Annotated in this window: 20 protein-coding genes; 3 read left to right on the top strand and 17 right to left on the bottom strand. The window is 72.7% G+C overall.

The window, feature by feature from the left end:
• The 6 genes from AC6EH9_RS07030 to AC6EH9_RS07055 are packed head-to-tail and all read right to left on the bottom strand — an operon-like array spanning position 1 to position 5398.
• A complete protein-coding gene (locus AC6EH9_RS07030; protein WP_498421792.1) occupies positions 1 to 468 on the bottom strand; it encodes a DUF2752 domain-containing protein in 468 nt (155 codons plus the stop codon).
• 7 nt (positions 469 to 475) lie between these two features.
• Positions 476 to 676, bottom strand: coding sequence for an HGxxPAAW family protein (locus tag AC6EH9_RS07035; protein ID WP_498421793.1), 201 nt, complete (start codon positions 674 to 676; stop codon positions 476 to 478).
• Positions 677 to 736: 60 nt separating this feature from the next.
• The gene (locus tag AC6EH9_RS07040; protein ID WP_498421794.1) at positions 737 to 1327 is read right to left on the bottom strand and encodes a Trp biosynthesis-associated membrane protein; all 591 of its coding nucleotides are present in this window, start codon (positions 1325 to 1327) and stop codon (positions 737 to 739) included.
• On the bottom strand, positions 1327 to 1695 hold the full coding sequence (gene hisI / locus AC6EH9_RS07045; protein WP_498421795.1) for a phosphoribosyl-AMP cyclohydrolase: 369 nt from the start codon (positions 1693 to 1695) through the stop codon (positions 1327 to 1329). The genes AC6EH9_RS07040 and hisI overlap by 1 nt, the downstream gene beginning before the upstream one ends.
• A complete protein-coding gene (locus tag AC6EH9_RS07050) occupies positions 1695 to 3524 on the bottom strand; it encodes an ABC transporter ATP-binding protein (RefSeq protein WP_498421796.1) in 1830 nt (609 codons plus the stop codon). Before AC6EH9_RS07050 ends, hisI begins: the two co-directional genes overlap by 1 nt.
• Positions 3521 to 5398, bottom strand: a complete 1878-nt coding sequence (locus AC6EH9_RS07055; protein WP_498421797.1) for an ABC transporter ATP-binding protein — start codon at positions 5396 to 5398, stop codon at positions 3521 to 3523. Before AC6EH9_RS07055 ends, AC6EH9_RS07050 begins: the two co-directional genes overlap by 4 nt.
• A gap of 146 nt (positions 5399 to 5544) precedes the next feature.
• On the opposite strand from AC6EH9_RS07055, the gene AC6EH9_RS07060 reads away from it, so the two are divergent.
• A complete protein-coding gene (locus tag AC6EH9_RS07060; protein ID WP_498421798.1) occupies positions 5545 to 6231 on the top strand; it encodes a TIGR03085 family metal-binding protein in 687 nt (228 codons plus the stop codon).
• 24 nt (positions 6232 to 6255) lie between these two features.
• Here AC6EH9_RS07060 and hisF read toward each other — a convergent pair whose 3' ends face one another.
• The 6 genes from hisF to hisD all read right to left on the bottom strand — a co-directional run bounded on the left by hisF (position 6256) and on the right by hisD (position 11501).
• On the bottom strand, positions 6256 to 7017 hold the full coding sequence (hisF, locus tag AC6EH9_RS07065; RefSeq protein WP_498421799.1) for an imidazole glycerol phosphate synthase subunit HisF: 762 nt from the start codon (positions 7015 to 7017) through the stop codon (positions 6256 to 6258).
• A complete protein-coding gene (gene priA, locus AC6EH9_RS07070) occupies positions 7014 to 7757 on the bottom strand; it encodes a bifunctional 1-(5-phosphoribosyl)-5-((5-phosphoribosylamino)methylideneamino)imidazole-4-carboxamide isomerase/phosphoribosylanthranilate isomerase PriA (RefSeq protein WP_498421800.1) in 744 nt (247 codons plus the stop codon). Before priA ends, hisF begins: the two co-directional genes overlap by 4 nt.
• 66 nt (positions 7758 to 7823) lie before the next feature.
• Entirely contained in the window at positions 7824 to 8450 is a 627-nt protein-coding gene (hisH, locus tag AC6EH9_RS07075; protein WP_498421801.1) for an imidazole glycerol phosphate synthase subunit HisH, read from the bottom strand.
• Positions 8451 to 8491: 41 nt separating this feature from the next.
• On the bottom strand, positions 8492 to 9091 hold the full coding sequence (hisB, locus tag AC6EH9_RS07080; protein WP_498421802.1) for an imidazoleglycerol-phosphate dehydratase HisB: 600 nt from the start codon (positions 9089 to 9091) through the stop codon (positions 8492 to 8494).
• The gene (locus AC6EH9_RS07085; RefSeq protein WP_498421803.1) at positions 9088 to 10194 is read right to left on the bottom strand and encodes a histidinol-phosphate transaminase; all 1107 of its coding nucleotides are present in this window, start codon (positions 10192 to 10194) and stop codon (positions 9088 to 9090) included. The genes hisB and AC6EH9_RS07085 overlap by 4 nt, the downstream gene beginning before the upstream one ends.
• A complete protein-coding gene (gene hisD, locus AC6EH9_RS07090) occupies positions 10191 to 11501 on the bottom strand; it encodes a histidinol dehydrogenase (protein ID WP_498421804.1) in 1311 nt (436 codons plus the stop codon). Before hisD ends, AC6EH9_RS07085 begins: the two co-directional genes overlap by 4 nt.
• Positions 11502 to 11604: 103 nt before the next feature.
• Here hisD and AC6EH9_RS07095 point away from each other — a divergent pair, with 103 nt between their 5' ends.
• Positions 11605 to 12282, top strand: a complete 678-nt coding sequence (locus AC6EH9_RS07095) for an LON peptidase substrate-binding domain-containing protein (protein WP_498421805.1) — start codon at positions 11605 to 11607, stop codon at positions 12280 to 12282.
• Between the two features lie 11 nt (positions 12283 to 12293).
• Entirely contained in the window at positions 12294 to 12827 is a 534-nt protein-coding gene (ybaK, locus tag AC6EH9_RS07100; RefSeq protein WP_498421806.1) for a Cys-tRNA(Pro) deacylase, read from the top strand.
• Here the strand turns inward: ybaK and AC6EH9_RS07105 are convergent.
• The 5 genes from AC6EH9_RS07105 to AC6EH9_RS07125 form a co-directional block, all read right to left on the bottom strand.
• A complete protein-coding gene (locus AC6EH9_RS07105; RefSeq protein WP_498421807.1) occupies positions 12769 to 13368 on the bottom strand; it encodes a hypothetical protein in 600 nt (199 codons plus the stop codon). The two genes, ybaK and AC6EH9_RS07105, sit on opposite strands and share 59 nt — an antisense overlap.
• Complete coding sequence (gene dnaE, locus AC6EH9_RS07110; protein ID WP_498421808.1) at positions 13353 to 16892, bottom strand: DNA polymerase III subunit alpha; 3540 nt, start codon at positions 16890 to 16892, stop codon at positions 13353 to 13355. The genes AC6EH9_RS07105 and dnaE overlap by 16 nt, the downstream gene beginning before the upstream one ends.
• Before the next feature lie 127 nt (positions 16893 to 17019).
• Positions 17020 to 17523, bottom strand: coding sequence for a GNAT family N-acetyltransferase (locus AC6EH9_RS07115; protein ID WP_498421809.1), 504 nt, complete (start codon positions 17521 to 17523; stop codon positions 17020 to 17022).
• Positions 17510 to 18448 (bottom strand): RluA family pseudouridine synthase, encoded by a 939-nt coding sequence (locus AC6EH9_RS07120; protein WP_498421810.1) that lies wholly within the window; start codon positions 18446 to 18448, stop codon positions 17510 to 17512. Before AC6EH9_RS07120 ends, AC6EH9_RS07115 begins: the two co-directional genes overlap by 14 nt.
• The gene (locus tag AC6EH9_RS07125) at positions 18445 to 18972 is read right to left on the bottom strand and encodes a signal peptidase II (RefSeq protein WP_498421811.1); all 528 of its coding nucleotides are present in this window, start codon (positions 18970 to 18972) and stop codon (positions 18445 to 18447) included. The genes AC6EH9_RS07120 and AC6EH9_RS07125 overlap by 4 nt, the downstream gene beginning before the upstream one ends.
• Positions 18973 to 18999: the final 27 nt, after the last annotated feature.

Consider the following 18999-nt stretch of genomic DNA (forward strand, 5'->3'; position numbering starts at 1 on the left):
TCAGGAGGCGAGCCACTCCAGGCCGGGCAGGTTGCGCAGCACCGCGAAGGCCAGCAGCGCGGCGATGACGACCGTGCCGATGCGCAGCCGGGTCCGTGAGCTCACCATCGGCTCGGCGTCTCCGCGCCACTGCTGGCGTGCCCATCCGATCCAGAGGGCCACCAGCAGCGGCGCGGTCACGACCAGGACCAGGTTGCTCGAGGCCGCGGCGGCCAGGTCGAGGTCGGTCAGCGCGTGGACGGCGCGCAGGGCACCGCAGCCGGGGCAGTCGAGGCCGGTGCCCCAGGAGAAGGGGCAGATCCCCCAGCTTCCCTGCCGGTTGGGGTCACGCAGGTGCAGGGCGTAGGTGAGAGCGCCGACGGCTGCGCCGCTCGCGAGCGGCGCCAGCATCCGGCGCGAGCGTGGCGGCAGCGGCTGCCCGGACCCGAGGAGGCCTCCCGGCCCGGGTCGCGCCTGCGCCGCGGCCATCGCGGACTCAGTGTCCGGAGTCGTGCAGCCCCATCTTCACCATCACGGCGAAGACGAGCAGCGAGGCGAGCCCCAGCCCGATGCCCACCCACAGCAGCGGGATGTTGACCGGGTCGAACAGGCAGGCGATGCTGCCGACGAGGAATCCCAGGAATGCCACCGTCACGCCGGTCCAGGCCGCGGGGGTGTTGCCGTGGTTGTCAGCCATCTGCTGAGTGCTCCTCGTTCGGGTCAGGCGAATGCGTCGGGGCACAGTCTAGGGCCCGGCTCAGTCGGTCGGGTCGCGCCCCTCGTCCAGCGACTTCCACAGGTCGAGGCTGCTGCGCTCCTGCGGCGGGACCTGGGTCCGGGGACCCGAGGACGCGCCGGGGGCGTCGTAGCGACTGCCCATCTCGGGCCAGCGCCCCAGCCAGCGCAGGGCGAGCCCGGTGGTCAGCACGCACAGCAGCGCCCCGATCAGCGCGGCCGGGTACCAGCCGGTGAAGGAGACGTCGATCTGGGTGACGCCCACGTCGGCGTAGCGGCGCTCCAGCGAGTCGGGGACCTGCCACCAGCCGGCCACGACGGTCGCCAGCGTCCCGAGGCTCGCCAGCAGGCCGATCACCGCCACCAGCCGCCTCACCCGGCGCCGGGTGACGAGCAGCACCCCCCAGGCCGCCAGCACGACCAGGCTCAGCGCGGAGGCCAGCGGCATCTGCCCGCCTCCCTGGTCCAGGCCGGCGCCGATCATCGCGGCGCCCTGGCTCTCGCTCACCTCGGCCCAGGTCTTGGTGGAGGCCACCGCGGCCAGGGTGCCGGCGGCGAGCCCGAGCAGCACGACCGGACCGAAGGTGCGACGCGGGGACGGCGAGCCGCCCATCAGGCGGGTTCGCCGGCGAACGGGGCGTCCTGCTCGAGCAGGATGGCGTCGAAGCAGGTGCGGTCGCCGGTGTGGCACGCGGCGCCCTCCTGGTCCACCTTGACCAGCAGGGTGTCGCCGTCGCAGTCCAGGCGCACCTCCTTGACCCATTGGCGGTGCCCGGAGGTCTCGCCCTTGACCCAGTACTCGCGGCGGCTGCGGCTCCAGTAGGTGGCCCGGCCGGTGGTCAGCGTGCGGGCCAGGGCGTCCTCGTCCATCCAGCCCAGCATCAGCACCTCGCCGGTGTCGTGCTGCTGGACCACGGCCGGCAGGAGACCCTCGGCGGTGAGCTTGAGACGGGCGGCGATCGTGGGATCCAGAGTGCTCATCACGCCTCCATTCTCCCCTGCTGCGCGACCCAGGACGAGTGCAGCCCCGCGTAGACCCCCTCCTGGCCGACCAGCTCGCGGTGCGGACCGCGCTGGACCACTCGCCCCTGGTCGACCACGATCACCTCGTCCGCCTTCTCGGCCGTGGACAGGCGGTGCGCGATGGTGACCGAGGTCCGCCCGCCCATCAACCGCTCGAGCGCCCGCCCGATGCGCATCTCCAGCGCCGGGTCGACCGCGCTGGTCGCCTCGTCGAGCACCAGCAGGTCGGGGTCGGCCAGGTGGGCGCGCAGGAGCGCCACGAGCTGGCGCTCGCCGGCCGACAGTGACTCCCCGCGCTGGCCCACCCGGGTCTCCAGTCCGCGCGGCAGCGCGGCCACCCAGTCGGCGAGGCCGAGCTCGCCTGCCGAGGCGAGGATCTCGGCCTCGGTCGCGTCCAGCCTGCCGTAGCGCACGTTGGCGGTGATCGTGTCGTCGAAGAGGAAGCCCTCCTGCGGCACCAGCACCACGCTGCTGCGCAACGACGTCTGGCTGATGTCGCGCACGTCGATGCCGTCGAGCAGGACGGCGCCCTGGGAGGGGTCCATCAGCCGGGTGAGCAGCTTGGCGAAGGTGGACTTGCCCGAGCCGGTCTCCCCCACGATCGCCACCCGGGTGCCGGCGGCGATGTCCAGGCTCACCTCGCGCAGCACCGGCGGGCCGCCGGGGTAGGCGAAGCTGACCTGGTCGAAGGAGACGTCGATGGGCCCGGCCGGCAGCACGTGCCCCCGCTCTCCGGGGTCGACCAGGTCGGCGGGGGTGTCCAGGATCCCGATCACGCGGCGCCAGCCGGCGATGGCGCTCTGGGCGTCGGTGAGGATCTGGGTGCCCATCTGCACCGGGCCGACGAACAGGGTCACGATGAACGCGAAGGCGAGCACCTCCCCGGCGGTGATGTCGCCGGCGAAGCCGAGCCAGATGCCGCCGATGAGCACTCCGGCGTTGGCCAGACCGGCCGAGACGCCGCCCAGGGAGAAGGAGACCGCGGTGAAGCCCTGCGCCTTGGTGCTGGCCGCCTTGTGACGCTCGATCGCCTGGTCGATGCGTGCCTGGGTGCGCCCCTGCACCGCGTAGGCCCGGACGACGGCCGCTCCCACCACGGGCTCGGAGATGGCCGAGAGCATCGTCGCGACCTGGCGGCGCACCACGCCGTAGGCGTCGGAGAGCTTGCGTTGGAAGAAGCGCAGCGACGCGAACAGCGGCGCGAAGCAGATCCACACGACCAGCGCGAGCTGCCAGCTGTAGACGACCATCACCACGGTCGCCACCAGGACCTGCCCGACGCTGACGATGAAGAGGATCCCGCCGAAGACCAGGAACTGGCTGACCTGGTCCACGTCGCTGGTGACGCGCGAGACCAGGGAGCCGCGCCGCTCGGTGTTCTGGGTGAGCAGCGGGAGGTCGTGGACGTGGCGGAAGGCCTTGGTGCGCAGCGTGGCCAGGCCCCGCTCGGCGCTGGCGTAGAGCCGGGCCGTCATCGCGAAGGTCGCCACGCCGGTCACCACCACCGCGAGCCCGGCCAGCAGCCCCATCCGGACGGTGAAGCCGACGTCCGGGCCACCGGGGCCGTTGATGCCCTTGTCCAGGGTCTGCTGCACCGCGATCGGCACGACCACCTGGCCCAGGGTGGAGAGCAGCGCGAGCAGCATCGTGGCGACGATGCCGTCCTTGAGCTCCGGGGAGTGGTGGATGCCGCGGCGCAGGGTGGCGAGCATCGAGATGTCCTCGCCGGTCTCCATCCGGGTGCCGGAGACGCCCGCGGCGCGCACCGGCTGCGTGCTGGCGCTCATCGCTGCTCTCCCATCGTGGTGCCGGTCGTGGTACCGGTCGTGGTTCCTGTGGTGGTGCTGGAGGCGAGCTCGGCACCCGGGCCGCCGGGGCCCGGCTCGCCGTCGAGGTCGTGCTCGTAGGCGTTGACCAGCCGGGAGTACGACGGGCTGCGGGCCAGCAGCTCGGCGTGGGTGCCCCGGTCCGCGACCCGGCCGTCCTCGAGATGGACCACCTCGTCGGCCAGGGCGATGGTCGCCTTGCGGTAGGCCACCACGACCAGCGTCGTGCCGGCGCCCGAGCCGCGCAGCGCCTCGAGGATCCGGGCCTCCACCTCGGGGTCGACCGCGGAGGTGGCGTCGTCGAGGATCAGCAGCCGGGGACGACGCACCAGTGCGCGCGCCAGCGAGATCCGCTGGCGCTGGCCACCCGACAGCGAGGTGCCCCGCTCGCCGAGCTGGGCGTCGAGGCCGCCGGGCAGCGCGGCGACGAACCCGTCGGCCTGGGCGGCGCGCAACGCGGCCCAGATCTCCTCGTCGCTGACGTCGGCGCCCAGCGCGATGTTGCCGCGCACCGTGTCGTCGAAGAGGAAGGCCGTCTGGGCGACCACCGCGACGGTCTCGGCCAGCTCGCCGTGGGCCAGCTCGCGCACGTCCTCGCCGTCGATGAGGATCCGGCCCCGGTCGGGGTCGACCAACCGGGTGAGCAGGGTGGTGATCGTGCTCTTGCCGGACGCGGTGGCGCCCACGATGGCGACGGTGCGGCCGGGCTCGACGCAGAAGTCCAGGTCGCGCAGCAGCGGCTCGTCGGGGACGTAGGAGTAGGCCAGGTGCTCGACGTCGAGGCGGGCGCCGGTGGCTGCGTCCGGGCGCGGCACGACGCGCTCGCCGTACTGCATCTCGCCGGTGGCCTCGAGCACCGCGGTGACCCGGCGGAAGCCGACCACACTGCGCGGGAGCTCCCCCAACAGCCAGCCGATCGAGCGGATCGGGAAGGACACGATCGTCAGCAGGTAGGCCACGGTCACCACGGCGCCGGCGTCGGTCTGGCCGGCGAGCACCCGGGACACCCCGAGGGCCAGCACGACCAGGACGCCGATGTTGGGCAGCGCCGCCAGCGCCGGGTCGAAGGCCGCCCGGATCCGGCCGGCCTTGATGATCACGTCGCGCAGCTCGGCGGCCTTCGCGCCGAAGCGCTCGGTCTCCTCCCCCTCACGGCCCAGCGTCTTGACGACCAGCGCGCCGTCGAAGGACTCGTGGGCGATCTCGCTGAGCTCCGCGCGCAGTGCCTGGGCGCGGGTGATCAGCGGCGACGCGTAGCGCTGGTAGGCCAGGTTGGCGAGGATCACGGCCGGGAAGACGAGCAGCCCCACGCCCGCGAGGACGAGGTCGGCGGCCAGCATCTGGGCGACCGCGATCACCATCATCGCCACCGTCCCCACGGCCATCGGCAGCGGCGCGATCGGCCCCCAGGCCGCCTCCACGTCGGCGTTCGCGTTGGAGAGCAGCTGACCGGTCGGGTGGCGCTGGTGCCACTCCATCGGCAGGGAGAGGTACTGCCGGGTGACGGCACGCCGGTAGTGGGCCTGCATCCGGTACTGCATGATGCCGGCGCCGAGCCGGCGCGCCACGATGCCCACCGCGCGCAGGATCGCGACGCCGAGGAACAGGCCCAGCACCGCCCACAGCATCCCGGCGCCGATCTCGCCGTCCCGGAAGGCCGGCAGCACCACGTGGTCGGTGGCCCAGCCCAGCACCCACGCGTCGGCGACCGTCAGCGCCCCGAAGAGCACGCTGCCCAGCGTCGACAGCGTGAAGATCCAGGGCTCACGCCGGATCGCCACCCCGAGGACCGCGAAGCCCTCGCGCATGGTCGACCCGCGGTCGGTCCTCGTCACCTGTGTGCCACCTGCTCCCACTCGCTGCGTGCGGCGCGTGCCCGGGCGGGCACGGCTGCTCCGGGGCCAACCCGCAGCGCCCGTCAGCCTATTCCCGGGCGCCGACAGCCCCCCGTGCCCGGGCGGCGCCCGTATGCTCGGCTCGCATGAGCCCGAATCCCACGACCGGGCGGGGACCCGACCACGTCCCCGCCGAACCTCGGCTGGCGCGCGCCGAGCGTGCGGCGCTGTGCGACCTGGCCCTCGAGCGCGGCCCCACGGCGCCCACCTGCAGCGGGTCCTGGACCACGCACGACCTCGTCGCCCACCTGGTGTTGCGCGAGCACCGGCCGCTGGCCGCCGCCGGCATCATGGTGGCGCCGCTGTCCGGGCTCACCGAGCGTGGGATGGACAGGCTCCGGACCCAGGAGCTCGCCACGCTGGTGGCCAGGCTGCGCCGTCCGGCCCTGCCCTTCCGGCTGGTGGGCCCGCTGGACCGGGTGGCGAACACGGCTGAGTTCTTCGTCCACCACGAGGACCTGCGTCGCGCGGTCCCGTCCTGGCAGCCCCGCGAGCTGTCCGCGGACGCCGAGTCCGCGCTGTGGGGCGCGCTGCGCGCGATGGGGCCCGCCCTGGTCCGCCCAGCCGGGGTGCCGGTGGAGGTACGGCGCACCGACCGCGCCGCCGGGCCGGGCGCGACGGCGACGCTGCGCCGCGGCGAGGACCCGGTGCGGGTGAGCGGGCTGCCCTCGGAGCTGCTGCTGTTCGCGTTCGGGCGCCCCAGCGAGGGGCTCGTCTTCGAGGGGCCGGCCGCGCGGGTCACCCGGCTGCGGGCCGCGGACCGGGGGCTGTGAGCCCCCGTCGGTGAGGCAGGCGCGTCAGCGGACCGGGTGACCGGCTGCGGCCAGCGTCTGCTTGACCTCGCCGACGCGCAGCGTGCCGAAGTGGAACACGGTCGCGGCGAGCACCGCGTCGGCCCCGGCCTGCACCGCCGGCGCGAAGTGCTCGAGCGCACCGGCCCCGCCCGAGGCGATCACCGGGATGCTCACCTCGCGGCGCACGGCACGCAGCAGCTCGAGGTCGAAGCCGTCCTGGGTGCCGTCCGCGTCCATGGCGTTGAGCAGGATCTCGCCGGCGCCCAGCTCGGCGGCGCGCACCGCCCAGCCGATCGCGTCCAGCCCCGCCGATTGCCGCCCACCGTGCGTGGTCACCTCGAAGCCGGACTCGGTGTCGGTGGCGCGGCGCGCGTCCACCGAGAGCACCAGGACCTGGTTGCCGAACCGGTCCGCGATCTCGGCGACGAGCTCGGGGCGCCGGATGGCGGCGGTGTTGACCGCGATCTTGTCCGCGCCCGCGCGCAGCAGCCGGTCCACGTCGGCGACCGAGGAGATGCCACCCCCGACGGTGAGCGGGATGAAGACCTCCTCGGCGGTGCGCGACACGATCTCCATCGTGGTGGCGCGTCCCTCGTGGGAGGCGGAGATGTCGAGGAAGGTGAGCTCGTCGGCGCCCTCGGCGTCGTAGGTGCGGGCCAGCTCCACCGGGTCGCCGGCGTCGCGCAGCTCCTGGAAGTTGATCCCCTTGACCACCCGCCCGGCGTCCACGTCCAGGCACGGGATCACCCGTACGGCGAGGCTCATGCGCCGGCCTGGGAGGGCAGCGTCAGCGCGAGCGCCTCCTCGAGGGTGAACCGGCCCTCGTAGAGCGCGGTGCCGATGATCGCGCCCTCGACGCCCTCGCCCACCAGCGACTGCAGGGCCTCCAGGTCGGCCAGCTCGGTGATCCCGCCCGAGGCGACCACCGGGCGGTCGGTGGCCGCGCACACGTCGCGCAGCAGCTGCAGGTTGGGGCCCTGCAGCATCCCGTCCTTGTTCACGTCGGTGAGCACGTAGCGCGCGCAGCCCTCGGCGTCGAGGCGGGAGAGCACGTCGTAGAGGTCGCCGCCGTCGCGGGTCCAGCCGCGGGCCGCCAGGGTCCGCCCGCGCACGTCCAGCCCGACGGCCACCCGGTCGCCGTACGTCGCGATCGCCCGGGCGCACCACTCGGGGTGCTCCAGCGCGGCGGTGCCGATGTTCACGCGGCGACAGCCCGTGGCCATCGCGGCCTCGAGCGACTCGTCGTCGCGGATCCCGCCGCTCATCTCGACCTTGATGTCGAGGGCGCCGACGATCCGGGCCTGCAGCTCACGGTTCTCGCCCCGCCCGAAGGCCGCGTCGAGGTCCACGAGGTGCAGCCACTCGGCGCCGGCCTCCTGCCAGCGCAGGGCGGCCTCGACGGGGTCGCCGAAGCGCTTCTCCGAGCCGGCGACGCCCTGGACCAGCTGGACGGCCTGGCCGCCGGCGATGTCGACGGCGGGAAGGAGCTCGAGATAGGAGGACATGACGGCCTTTCACAGGGGCTGGGCGGCGGTGGACGCCGCCCGGGCAGAGGGGGGTCGGCGGCAGGTTCAGCGGGTGGGCAGGGAGGCGACCCAGTTGCGCAGCAGCGCCGCGCCGGCGTCGCCGGACTTCTCGGGGTGGAACTGGGTGGCGGTGAGCGGCCCGTTCTCCACCGCGGCGACGAACCGGTCGCCGCCGTGCTCGGCCCAGGTCACCAGCGGTGCCCGGGTCCGGTCGTTGGTGACCAGGCTCCACTCGCGCACGCCGTAGCTGTGCACGAAGTAGAACCGCTCGTGCTCGATGCCGGCGAAGAGCGTGGAACCCTCGGGCACCTCGACGGTGTTCCAGCCCATGTGTGGGACGACCGGCGCCTGGATCCGCTCCACCACGCCGGGCCACTCGTCGCAGCCGGCGGTCTCGACACCGTGCTCGACGCCGCGCGAGAACAGGATCTGCATGCCCACGCAGATGCCCAGCACCGGGCGGCCGCCGGCCAGCCGCCGGCCGATGATCTCGTGGCCCTTGACGGCGCGCAGGCCCTCCATGCAGGCGGCGAACGCACCGACGCCGGGGACCAGCAGGCCGTCGGCCTCCTCGGCGGCTCGGCGGTCGGCGGTGAGCTCGACCTCCGCGCCCGCGCGCTCCATCGCGCGCACCGCGGAGCGCAGGTTGCCCGAGCCGTAGTCGAGCACCACGACGTGGGGACGGCGGGGGGTCGGCTCCCCCGCGTCGGCGCTCAGAGCGTCCCCTTGGTGGACGGCACGCCGCTCTCACGCGGGTCGAGGGCGACGGCGTCGCGGAAGGCCCGCGCGAAGGCCTTGAACTGCGCCTCGACCAGGTGGTGCGGGTCGCGGCTGGAGATCACCCGCACGTGCAGCGCCAGCTGGGCGTGGAAGGAGATCGTCTCGAAGACGTGGCGGGTCAGCGAGCCCTGGTAGTCGCCGCCGATCGCCACGAAGACCTGTCCCTCGGGCTCGCCGACGTGCACGCAGTAGGGCCGCCCCGAGACGTCGACGGCGCACTGGACGAGCGCCTCGTCGAGAGGCACCAGGGCGTCGCCGAAGCGCCGGATCCCGCGCTTGTCCCCCAGCGCCTGGCCGAGGGCCTGACCGAGCACGATCGCGGTGTCCTCGACGGTGTGGTGGGCGTCGATGTGGATGTCGCCCTCGGTGCGCACCACCAGGTCGACCAGCGAGTGCCGGGAGAAGGCCGAGAGCATGTGGTCGTAGAAGCCCACCCCGGTGGACACCTCGTGGCGCCCGGTGCCGTCCAGGTCCACCTCGACGTGGACCTTCGACTCCTTGGTCGCTCGATCGATCGTGGCCGTACGGCTCATCGCTGTCCCTCTTCCATGACCTCGGTCAGTGCGTTCTTGAATGCTGTCATCTCCTCCGGGGTGCCGATCGAGACGCGCAGCCACCCCTCGGGGCCGGTCTCGCGGATCAGGACCCCGCGGTCGAGGAGAGCCTGCCAGGTCGCGTGCCGGTCGGCGAACCGGCCGAACAGCACGAAGTTCGCGTCGCTCTCGGCGACCTGCAGCCCCTGCTCGGCCAGCCACTGCACGGTGCGGTCCCGCTCGGCGCGCAGGTCGTCGACCCGGCCGAGCAGCTCCGGCGCGTGGCGCAGCGCCGCCAGCGCCACGGCCTGGGTGACCGCGGAGAGGTGGTAGGGCAGCCGGACCACCCGGATGGCGTCGCAGATCTCCGGCGCCGCGGCGAAGTAGCCGACCCGGGCCCCGGCCAGCGCGAACGCCTTGCTCATCGTCCGCGAGACCACCAGGTTGCGGTGCCGCTCGAGCAGCTCCAGCGCGCTGGGTGTGCCGGTACGGCGGAACTCGCCGTAGGCCTCGTCGACCACCACGATGCCGCCGGGCTGGTAGCTCGCGGCCGCCTCGCACAGCACGGTGACCGCCTCGGGCGGCAGCGCGGTGCCGGTCGGGTTGTTGGGCGAGGGCAGCAGCACCACGCTGGGGCGCTGCTCGAGCACCAGCAGGCGGGCGGCCTCGAGGTCGAGGGAGAAGTCGCTCTCGCGGCGTCCCACGACCCACTCGGTGACCGAGTCCCGGGCGTACTCGGGGTACATCGAGTACGTCGGGGCGAACGACAGCGCGCGGCGCCCGGGCCCGCCGAAGGCCTGGAGCAGCTGCAGCATCACCTCGTTGGACCCGTTGGCCGCCCAGACCTGCTCGGGGCGCACCCCGTGCCCGAGGTAGTCCGCGAGCGCGACCCGGAGCTCGCTGAACTCCCGGTCGGGGTAGCGGTTCAGCGTGCCGGTCACCGCCGCGACCGAGGCGGCCACGTCGGCGACCACCGCCTCGGACGGGCCGTAGGGGTTCTCGTTGACGTTGAGCTGGACCGGGACGTCGAGCTGCGGCGCGCCGTACGGCTCGATGCCGCGCAGCTCCTCGCGCAGCGGCAGCCAGGTCTCCAGCGTGCTCACCGCTCCTCGAAGCGGGCGCGCACCGCGTCGCCGTGTCCGGGCAGGTCCTCGGCGTCGGCCAGCGTCACCACGTGGTCGGCGACCTCGGCGAGCGCCGCACGGTCGTAGGCCACCACGTGCACGGACTTGGTGAAGGCGCGCACCGACAGCCCCGAGGAGTGACAGGCGCAGCCCGCGGTCGGCAGGACGTGGTTGGACCCGGCGCAGTAGTCGCCCAGCGAGACCGGCGCGTAGGGGCCGACGAAGATGGCGCCGGCGTTGTTCACCCGGGCGGCCACCGCCTCGGCGTCGGCGGTCTGGATCTCGAGGTGCTCGGCGGCGTAGGCGTCGACCACCGCCAGGCCCTGCTCGACGTCGTCGACCAGCACGATCGCGGACTGGCGCCCCGACAGCGCGGTGCGGACCCGCTCGACGTGGCGGGTCCGGGCGACCTGCTTGTCGAGCTCGGCCTCCACCTCGTCGGCCAGCCGCAGGGACGGCGTGACCAGCACCGAGGCCGCCAACGGGTCGTGCTCGGCCTGGCTGATCAGGTCGGCGGCCACGTGGGAGGGCACCGCGGTGTCGTCGGCGAGGATCGCGATCTCCGTCGGCCCGGCCTCGGAGTCGATGCCGACGACGCCCTTGAGCAGCCGCTTGGCGGAGACGACGTAGATGTTGCCGGGCCCGGTGACCAGGTCGACCGGGCGGCACGGGCCGGCGCCGTAGGCGAACATCGCGATCGCCTGGGCGCCACCGACGGCGTACACCTCGTCGATGCCGAGCAGCGCGCAGGCGGCCAGGATCGTCGGGTGCGGCAGTCCCCCGTGCTCCTTCTGCGGGCTCGAGGTCAGCGCGATCGAGCCGACGCCGGCCACCTGGGCCGGCACCACGTTCATGATCACGCTGGAGACCAGCGGCGCCAGCCCGCCGGGCACGTAGAGCCCGACCCGGCCGACGGGCACCTTGCGGTGGGTGACCCGCGCCCCGGGGCCGAGGTCGGTGACCACGTCCTGCTCGAGCTCGGCCTCGCAGGTCGCGCGCAGCCGGCGGATCGACTCCTCCAGCCCGGCGCGGACCTGGGGGTCGAGCCGCTCGAGGGCGTCGCCGAGCGCCTCGGCCGGGACGGCGATGTCGCTGCGCTGGACACCGTCGAACTTCGCGGAGAACTCGGCGATCGCCTCGACGCCGCGCTCGCGCACGGCCTCGCAGATCGGATGCACGACGGGGATCGCAGCCTCGATGTCGAAGTCGGCCCGCGGCACGGCGGTCCGGTAGTCGAAGGGGGCGGCGGAGGTGGCGGCGCCCCGGAGGTCGATCCGGCGAATCATGGGTGTGATTCTAGTGCGGCGCGCCTACGCCCCAGAATCGCCGCGATGGCGTGGACGCCCGCGGTGCCCGGGCGACGGGGTCGCGCGGTCTATGCTCCACGCCATGGCCGGAGCCGAGCCCACCACGCTGCCGATGTTCCCACTGAACACCGTGCTGTTCCCCGGTGTCTCGGTGCCGCTGCGCGTCTTCGAGGACCGCTACCGGGCGCTGGTCCACCACCTGCTGCGCGAGCCCGACCCGGCGCGGCGGCTGTTCGCGTCGGTCGCGATCCGGGAGGGCTACGAGGTGGGCGACCACGGCACCCAGTCGCTGTACCGGGTCGGCTGTCGTCTCCAGCTCACCGAGGTGCAGCCGCACCCCGACGGCACCTTCGACATCGTCGCGGTGGGCCGCGACCGGATCCGGCTCGAGGGGCTCGACGTCACCGGCCCCTTCCCCCGCGGCGAGGTGGAGGTGCTCGGCGAGGCCGACGACCCGGTGCCCGCCGCGATCGCGGAGCGGGCCCGCGCCACCTTCACCGCCTACCGCGCGTCGCTGATCGGCTTCCGCGGCGACCCGCACCCCGGCGCGCTGCCCAAGGACCCCGCCTGGCTGGCCTGGACCCTGGCCTCGATCGCGCCGCTCCCCCTGCCCGACCGCCAAGCGCTGCTCGAGGCCGAGAGCACCGCGCTGCGCCTGACCCTGGTCACCGACCTGTTCCGCGCCGAGCTGCGCGCGATGAACGTGATCCCCTCGCTGCCGGCCACCCAGGTGGCCCGCACCGGCTGGTCCCCCAACTGAGGGTGCAGGCGATGGCCCGGAGGCAGGCCGGCGCGACGCCGGCGACGGTGGCACTGACCCGGGCCGGGATCGCCCACACGGTGCACGCCTACGCCCACGACCCGCGCGCCGCGTCGTACGGCCAGGAGGCGGCGCAGGCGCTGGGGGTCGACCCCGAGCGGGTGTTCAAGACCCTGCTCGTCGCCGCGGACGGCGACCTCGCGGTCGCGGTGGTGCCGGTCTCGGGGCAGCTGGACCTGAAGGCGCTCGCCCGCGCCCTGGGGTGCGCCAAGGCGGTGATGGCCGACCCGGCGCGTGCGGAGCGCGCCACGGGCTACGTCACCGGCGGCATCTCCCCGGTCGGGCAGCGCCGGGCGTTGCCCACGGTGCTCGACGACTCCGCCCTGCGCCACGCAGCGATCCACGTCTCGGCCGGTCGGCGCGGCCTGGAGGTGGAGCTGGCGCCGCGCGACCTGGTCGCGGTCACCGGCGCGCTCATCGCGCCGATCAGCCGGGGATCGGCGGGGTCCGGTCGTGGCCCTGGCGCCGGCCGCGCGGGCGACTGACGAGCAGCCACACCGCCAGCAGCCCGGTCAGCGACCCCAGCGGGAAGGCCAGCCAGGGGCTGCGGCCGCTGACCTGCAGCTCGCCGGGCAGGGTGGTCAGGTCGGGTGCGTCCGCGGCCAGCGTGGCCGGGTCCGCGGGGCCGAGCGAGTGCCCCACCACGGCCATCACGTAGGCGGCCAGGCAGGAGCCCACCACCACCCCGGCCAGCACCGCCAGCTCGTGGTGGGTCACGACCAGGCCCAGCACGACCGCGAGCAGGAGCCCGGCCACCACGGCGAGCAGCACATAGCCGCCGGTGCCGTCGAAGACGCGCGGCTGCTGAACGCTCGGCAGGCCCCAGGTCCCCTCGTAGACGAGGCCCTCCGGCGGCGTCCACCACCGCTCCCACAGCCAGCCCGCGCCGGCCGCCACCACGACGTAGAGCACGATCACGGCGCCGACCAGCGCCAGCGCCCGCGAGAGCGTCCGGGGTGAGCGTGCGCCGCGGGCACCCGACCGGTCGGGCCGCGCGCCCCACGGCTGGCTCAGCTGGTCAGACATCCGGGGCCCAGCAGCTGCTTGAGGTCGGCGAACAGGGCAGGGCTGGGGGTCACCCGGAGCCGGTCGTCGAGGCGCATCAGCGTGGTGGAGCTGCGGGTCAGCAGGCGCAGCTGGACCTCGGTCATCCCCGGGTGGGTGCCGAGCACGTCGCGCAGCTGCTCCACGACGGGGGCGGTGCACCGCGTCGAGGGCAGGCTGATCACGACCGGCCCGGCCGGGCCCTCGGACAGGTCGGGGACCGAGACCTCCTGGCCGTGCAGCTCGGGCTGGTCCTTGCTGCGCGAGAGTCGGCCCTTCACGGTGAGGATGGCGTCCTCGGTGAGGTAGGGGCTCGCCAGCTGGTAGGAGCTGGGGAACAGCAGCACGTCGATGGCCCCGTCCAGGTCCTCGAGCGTCACCATCGCCCAGGCGTCACCGCGCTTGGTGATCTTGCGCTGCACCGAGGTGACCAGGCCGCTGATGGTGATCGTGGAGCCGTCGGGACGGTCCTCGTCGAGCATCAGCTGACCGATGGTGCAGTCGGTGCCGTTGGACAGCACGTGCTCGAGACCGAAGAGCGGGTGGTCGGAGACGTAGAGGCCGAGCATGTCGCGCTCGTGGCCGAGCAGCGTCATCTTGTCCCACTCGTCGATGTCCGGGATGGTCACCGAGATCCCGAACCCGCCCCCGGACTCCTCGTCCAGGCCCCCGAAGAGCGAGTCCTGCCCGATCGCCTCGTTGCGCTTGATGTCGACGTACTGGTCGACGGCCGACTCGTGGATCGCCACCAGCGCCCGGCGCCGGTGCTTCATCTCGTCGAAGGCGCCGGCCTTGACCAGCGACTCGATCACCCGCTTGTTGCAGACGTTGGCGGGGACCTTCTCCATGAAGTCGTTGAAGTCGGTGTAGTTGCCCTTCTCCGCGCGGGCCGCGACGATCCCCTCGACCACGTGGGCGCCCACGTTGCGGATCGCGGTCAGGCCGAAGCGGATGTCGGTGCCGACCGGGGTGAAGGTCGCCTCGGACTCGTTGACGTCGGGGGGAAGCACCTGGATCTTCATCCGGCGGCACTCGTTGAGGTAGATGGCCATCTTGTCCTTGTCGTCCTTGACGGACGTCAGGAGCGCGGCCATGTACTCGGCCGGGAAGTTGGCCTTGAGGTAGGCCGTCCAGTAGGAGACAAGCCCGTACGCCGCGGAGTGCGCCTTGTTGAACGCGTAGTCCGAGAACGGCAGCAGGGTGTCCCACAGCGCCTTGATCGCCTGCGCGGAGAAGCCGCGCTCCTTCATGCCGGCGGAGAAGGTCGCGAACTGCTTGTCCAGCTCGGACTTCTTCTTCTTGCCCATCGCGCGCCGCAGCAGGTCGGCCTGGCCCAGCGTGTAGCCGGCCAGCTGCTGGGCGATCGCCATCACCTGCTCCTGGTAGACGATCAGCCCGTAGGTCTCGCCCAGGATCTCGGCCAGCGCGTCGGCCAGCTCGGGGTGCAGCGGCTCCACCGGCTCGCGCCCGGTCTTGCGGCGGGCGTACTTGTTGTGCGAGTCGGCGCCCATCGGGCCCGGGCGGTAGAGCGCGCCCACGGCCGAGATGTCCTCGAAGGTGTCCGGGCGCATCGAGCGCAGCAGCGCGCGCATCGGCCCGCCGTCGAGCTGGAAGACGCCCAGGGTGTCGCCGCGCTGGAGCAGCCGGTAGGTGGTCTCGTCGGTGAGCTCGAGGTCCTCGAGGACGACCTCCTCGCCGCGGTTGCGCCGGATGTTGATCAGCGCGTCGTCGAGGACGGTGAGGTTGCGCAGGCCCAGGAAGTCCATCTTGATCAGGCCGAGGCGCTCGCAGGTCGGGTAGTCGAACTGCGTGATGATCGCGCCGTCCTGCTCGCGCTTCATCAGCGGGATCACGTCGATCAGCGGCTCGCTGGACATGATCACGCCGGCCGCGTGCACGCCCCACTGCCGCTTGAGGCCCTCGATGCCGATCGCGGTGTCCACGACCTGCTTGACGTCGTTGTCGGCCTCGTAGAGCGAGCGGAACTCGCCGCCCTCGCCGTAGCGCTTGTGCGCGGGGTCGAACAGCTCCTTGAGCGGCACGTCCTTGCCCATCACCGCGGCGGGCATCGCCTTGGTGATCCGGTCGCCCATCGCGAAGGGGTAGCCGAGGATCCGGCTGGAGTCCTTGACGGCCTGCTTGGCCTTGATGGTGCCGTAGGTGACGATGTAGGAGACGCGGTCGTCGCCGTACTTCTCCGAGACGTAGCGGATCACCTCGCTGCGCCGACGCTCGTCGAAGTCGATGTCGAAGTCGGGCATCGAGACGCGGTCGGGGTTGAGGAAGCGCTCGAAGATCAGCCCGTGCTCGAGCGGGTCGAGGTCGGTGATGCGCATCGCGTAGGCGACCATCGAGCCGGCGCCCGAGCCGCGGCCGGGGCCGACCCGGATGCCGTTGTTCTTGGCCCAGTTGATGAAGTCCGCGACCACCAGGAAGTAGCCGGGGAAGCCCATCTGGGTGATCACGCCGACCTCGAAGTCGGCCTGCTTGCGGACCTTGTCCGGGATGCCCTGGGGGTAGCGGAAGTGCAGGCCCTTCTCGACCTCCTTGACCAGCCACGAGGTCTCGTCCTCGCCCTCGGGGCAGGGGAAGCGGGGCATGAACGTGCCGTTGCCCTCGGTGAACTCGACCTCGCAGCGCTCGGCGATCAGCAGCGTGTTGTCGCAGGCCTCCTTGAGGCCGTACTTGTGCTGCCACAGGTCGCGCATCTCGGCGGGCGACTTGATGTAGTAGCTGTCGCCGTCGAAGCGGAACCGCTTGGGGTCGGCCATCGTGGAGCCGGAGGAGACGCAGAGCAGGTGCTCGTGGGCCTTCGCGTCCCCCGGCATCGTGTAGTGCGAGTCGTTGGTGGCGATCGGCGGGATGTTGAGGTCCTTGGACAGCCGCAGCAGGTCGTCGCGCACCCGGTTCTCGATGGACAGGCCGTGGTCCATCAGCTCGAGGAAGAAGTTCTCGGCGCCGAAGATGTCCTGGAAGTCGCCGGCCGAGGCCCGGGCGTTCTCGTAGTTGCCCAGCCGCAGCCAGGTCTGGATCTCGCCGGAGGGGCAGCCGGTGGTCCCGATCAGGCCGGGGGCGTACTGCGCGAGCAGCTCACGGTCGGCACGGGGCTTGTAGAAGAAGCCCTCCAGCGAGGAGCGGGTGGAGAGCCGGAACAGGTTGTGCATCCCGGCGGTCGAGCTGGCCAGCAGCGTCATGTGGGTGTACGCGCCGCTGCCCGAGACGTCGTCGCCGCCGCCGTCGCCCCAGCGGACCCGCTTGCGCTCGCCGCGGGGCGTGTTCGGGGTGAGGTAGGCCTCCATCCCGATGATCGGCTTCACCCCGGCCGCCTTGGCCTTGGAGTAGAAGTCGAAGGCTCCGAAGACGTTGCCGTGGTCGGTCATCGCGATCGTGTCCATGCCGAGCTCGGCGGTGCGCTCGAACATCTCGCCCAGGCGCGCGGCGCCGTCGAGCATCGAGTACTCGGTGTGGACGTGCAGGTGCGCGAAGCCGTCGGAACCAGTCGCCATCGTCGGGGATGCTCCTCAGGGAATCGGGTGGAACGGTCGAGCTTTACACGGTGAAACGGCATGCCTCAGCGGCCTCGGCGCGGGCACCGGGCGTCGTCGTGGGGAAGGACGCCAGCCTACGCGACCGCTACTGTCGATCATGGTCGACACCACCGACAGCGCGCTCCCCCGCCCAGGCCAGCCGCAGGTCCGGCGAGCGCTCCTCGTTCTCCGAGCCGTCGGTGCGCTCGAGCTCCACCAGCGCGTGGTGGCGGTAGAAGCGCCGGGCCGGGAGGTTGCTCTCGAAGACCCACAGGCCGAAGCCCCCGGGGCGCAGCTGCTTGACCAGGTCCAGCAGCGCCGAGCCGATCCCCTGCCCGGCGACCTCGGGAGCGACGTAGAGCGAGTCCAGCCAGTCCCCCTCGAGCACGGCGTAGCCCACCAGGGCGCCGTCGGCGCGCTGCGCCACCCAGGTCTCGCGCACGGTCAGGTCCCAGCCGGCGAACCAGGCGCGCACCTGCGCGATCGGGCGCACCTGCGCCGGCATCGCCGGGATCGCGGCGGCGCGCACGCGCAGGTAGAGGTCGCCCAGAGGTCCGAGGTCCTCGGCGACTGCCGGACGCAGCGTCAGCGCGTCCTCATCGCTCGTCACGGATGGTCTCCAGCGCCGCCGCCAGGTCGTCGGGGTAGGGCGACTCGTACTCGACGTACTCCCCGGAGTCCGGGTGCTCGAAGCCCAGCCGTACGGCGTGCAGCCACTGCCGCTCCAGTCCGACCCGCTTGGCCAGCGTGGGGTCCGCCCCGTAGGTGAGGTCGCCCACGCAGGGGTGCTTCAGGGCCGACATGTGCACCCGGATCTGATGCGTGCGCCCGGTCTCCAGGTGCACCTCGAGGAGGCTGGCGAAGCGGTGCGCCTCGAGGGTCTGGTAGTGGGTGATGCTGTGCTTGCCGTCGGCCATCACCGCGAACTTGTAGTCCGCCTTGGGGTGACGCCCGATCGGCGCGTCGACGGTGCCCTCGAGAGGATCGGGATGCCCCTGGACCAACGCGTGGTAGGTCTTGTCGACCGTGCGGTGCCGGAAGGCGTTCTTGAGCACGGAGTAGGCGCGCTCGGACTTGCAGATCACCATCACCCCGGAGGTCCCCACGTCGAGGCGCTGGACGATGCCCTGGCGCTCGGAGGCACCGCTGGTGGAGATCCGGAACCCGGCGCCGGCCAGGTGCCCGACCACGGTGGGGCCCGACCAGCCCGGCGAGGGATGGACCGCGACGCCGACGGGCTTGTCGATCACCACGATGGCGTCGTCGTCGTGGATGATCTTGATGCCCTCGACGACCTCGGGGACGATCGCCAGCTGGTCGACGACCGCGGGGATCGTGACGTCCAGCATCGCGCCCGGGTCGACCCGGTCGGACTTGCCGGGGGTGGCGCCGTCGACCTGGACGTGGCCCTGGACGATCAGCTCGGCGGCCCGGGTCCGGGAGAACCCGAACATCCGGGCGATGGCGATGTCGACCCGCTCGCCGGCGAGCCCGTCGGGCACCCACACGACCCGGTGGTCTGCGGGAACGCTCACTGCTTGTCCTCCTGGGCCGTCGGCCCGTCCGGGCCTTCGGGGTCGGCCCCCTCGCCCTCGTCGCCGTCGGGCCGGTCGTGGTCGTCGGTGCGGCCCCCGTCGAGCCTGATCCCGCGGATCGCCTGCAGGATGATCACGCCCGCTGCCACGTTGATGAAGATGTCGGCGAAGTTGAAGATCGGCCAGTTGGGCAGGCGGAGGAAGTCGATCACGTGCCCGCGCAGGGGGCCCGGCGCGCGCAGCAGCCGGTCGGTGAGGTTGCCGAGGATGCCCGCCATCAGCAGGCCGAGACCGACCGACCACAGCGGGCTGCCGAGCCGCCGACTCAGCAGCAGCACAACGCAGGCGGCGGCGATCGAGATGCAGCTGAGGACCACCGTGTACTCGGTGCCGGCGCTGAACGCGGCTCCGGGATTGCGGATCAGGTGCAGGGTGAACCAGCTGCCGACCAGCTCGACGTCGGGGCGCCCGGTGAGCTTCTCGACGGCCACGATCTTCGAGACGACGTCCACCGCGTAGGCCACCAGCGCGACCGCGACGAACAGCAGTCT

Source organism: Nocardioides sp. Z21_20, from assembly GCF_059766585.1.

Excerpts from the sequence above, each read along its gene's own strand:
- AC6EH9_RS07030 (WP_498421792.1), bottom strand. The coding sequence starts at position 468 with ATGGCCGCGGCGCAGGCGCGACCCGGGCCGGGAGGCCTCCTCGGGTCC.
- AC6EH9_RS07035 (WP_498421793.1), bottom strand. The coding sequence starts at position 676 with ATGGCTGACAACCACGGCAACACCCCCGCGGCCTGGACCGGCGTGACG.
- AC6EH9_RS07040 (WP_498421794.1), bottom strand. The coding sequence starts at position 1,327 with ATGGGCGGCTCGCCGTCCCCGCGTCGCACCTTCGGTCCGGTCGTGCTG.
- hisI (WP_498421795.1), bottom strand. The coding sequence starts at position 1,695 with ATGAGCACTCTGGATCCCACGATCGCCGCCCGTCTCAAGCTCACCGCC.
- AC6EH9_RS07050 (WP_498421796.1), bottom strand. The coding sequence starts at position 3,524 with ATGAGCGCCAGCACGCAGCCGGTGCGCGCCGCGGGCGTCTCCGGCACC.
- AC6EH9_RS07060 (WP_498421798.1), top strand. The coding sequence starts at position 5,545 with ATGAGCCCGAATCCCACGACCGGGCGGGGACCCGACCACGTCCCCGCC.
- hisF (WP_498421799.1), bottom strand. The coding sequence starts at position 7,017 with ATGAGCCTCGCCGTACGGGTGATCCCGTGCCTGGACGTGGACGCCGGG.
- priA (WP_498421800.1), bottom strand. The coding sequence starts at position 7,757 with ATGTCCTCCTATCTCGAGCTCCTTCCCGCCGTCGACATCGCCGGCGGC.
- hisB (WP_498421802.1), bottom strand. The coding sequence starts at position 9,091 with ATGAGCCGTACGGCCACGATCGATCGAGCGACCAAGGAGTCGAAGGTC.
- hisD (WP_498421804.1), bottom strand. The coding sequence starts at position 11,501 with ATGATTCGCCGGATCGACCTCCGGGGCGCCGCCACCTCCGCCGCCCCC.
- AC6EH9_RS07095 (WP_498421805.1), top strand. The coding sequence starts at position 11,605 with ATGGCCGGAGCCGAGCCCACCACGCTGCCGATGTTCCCACTGAACACC.
- ybaK (WP_498421806.1), top strand. The coding sequence starts at position 12,294 with ATGGCCCGGAGGCAGGCCGGCGCGACGCCGGCGACGGTGGCACTGACC.
- AC6EH9_RS07105 (WP_498421807.1), bottom strand. The coding sequence starts at position 13,368 with ATGTCTGACCAGCTGAGCCAGCCGTGGGGCGCGCGGCCCGACCGGTCG.
- dnaE (WP_498421808.1), bottom strand. The coding sequence starts at position 16,892 with ATGGCGACTGGTTCCGACGGCTTCGCGCACCTGCACGTCCACACCGAG.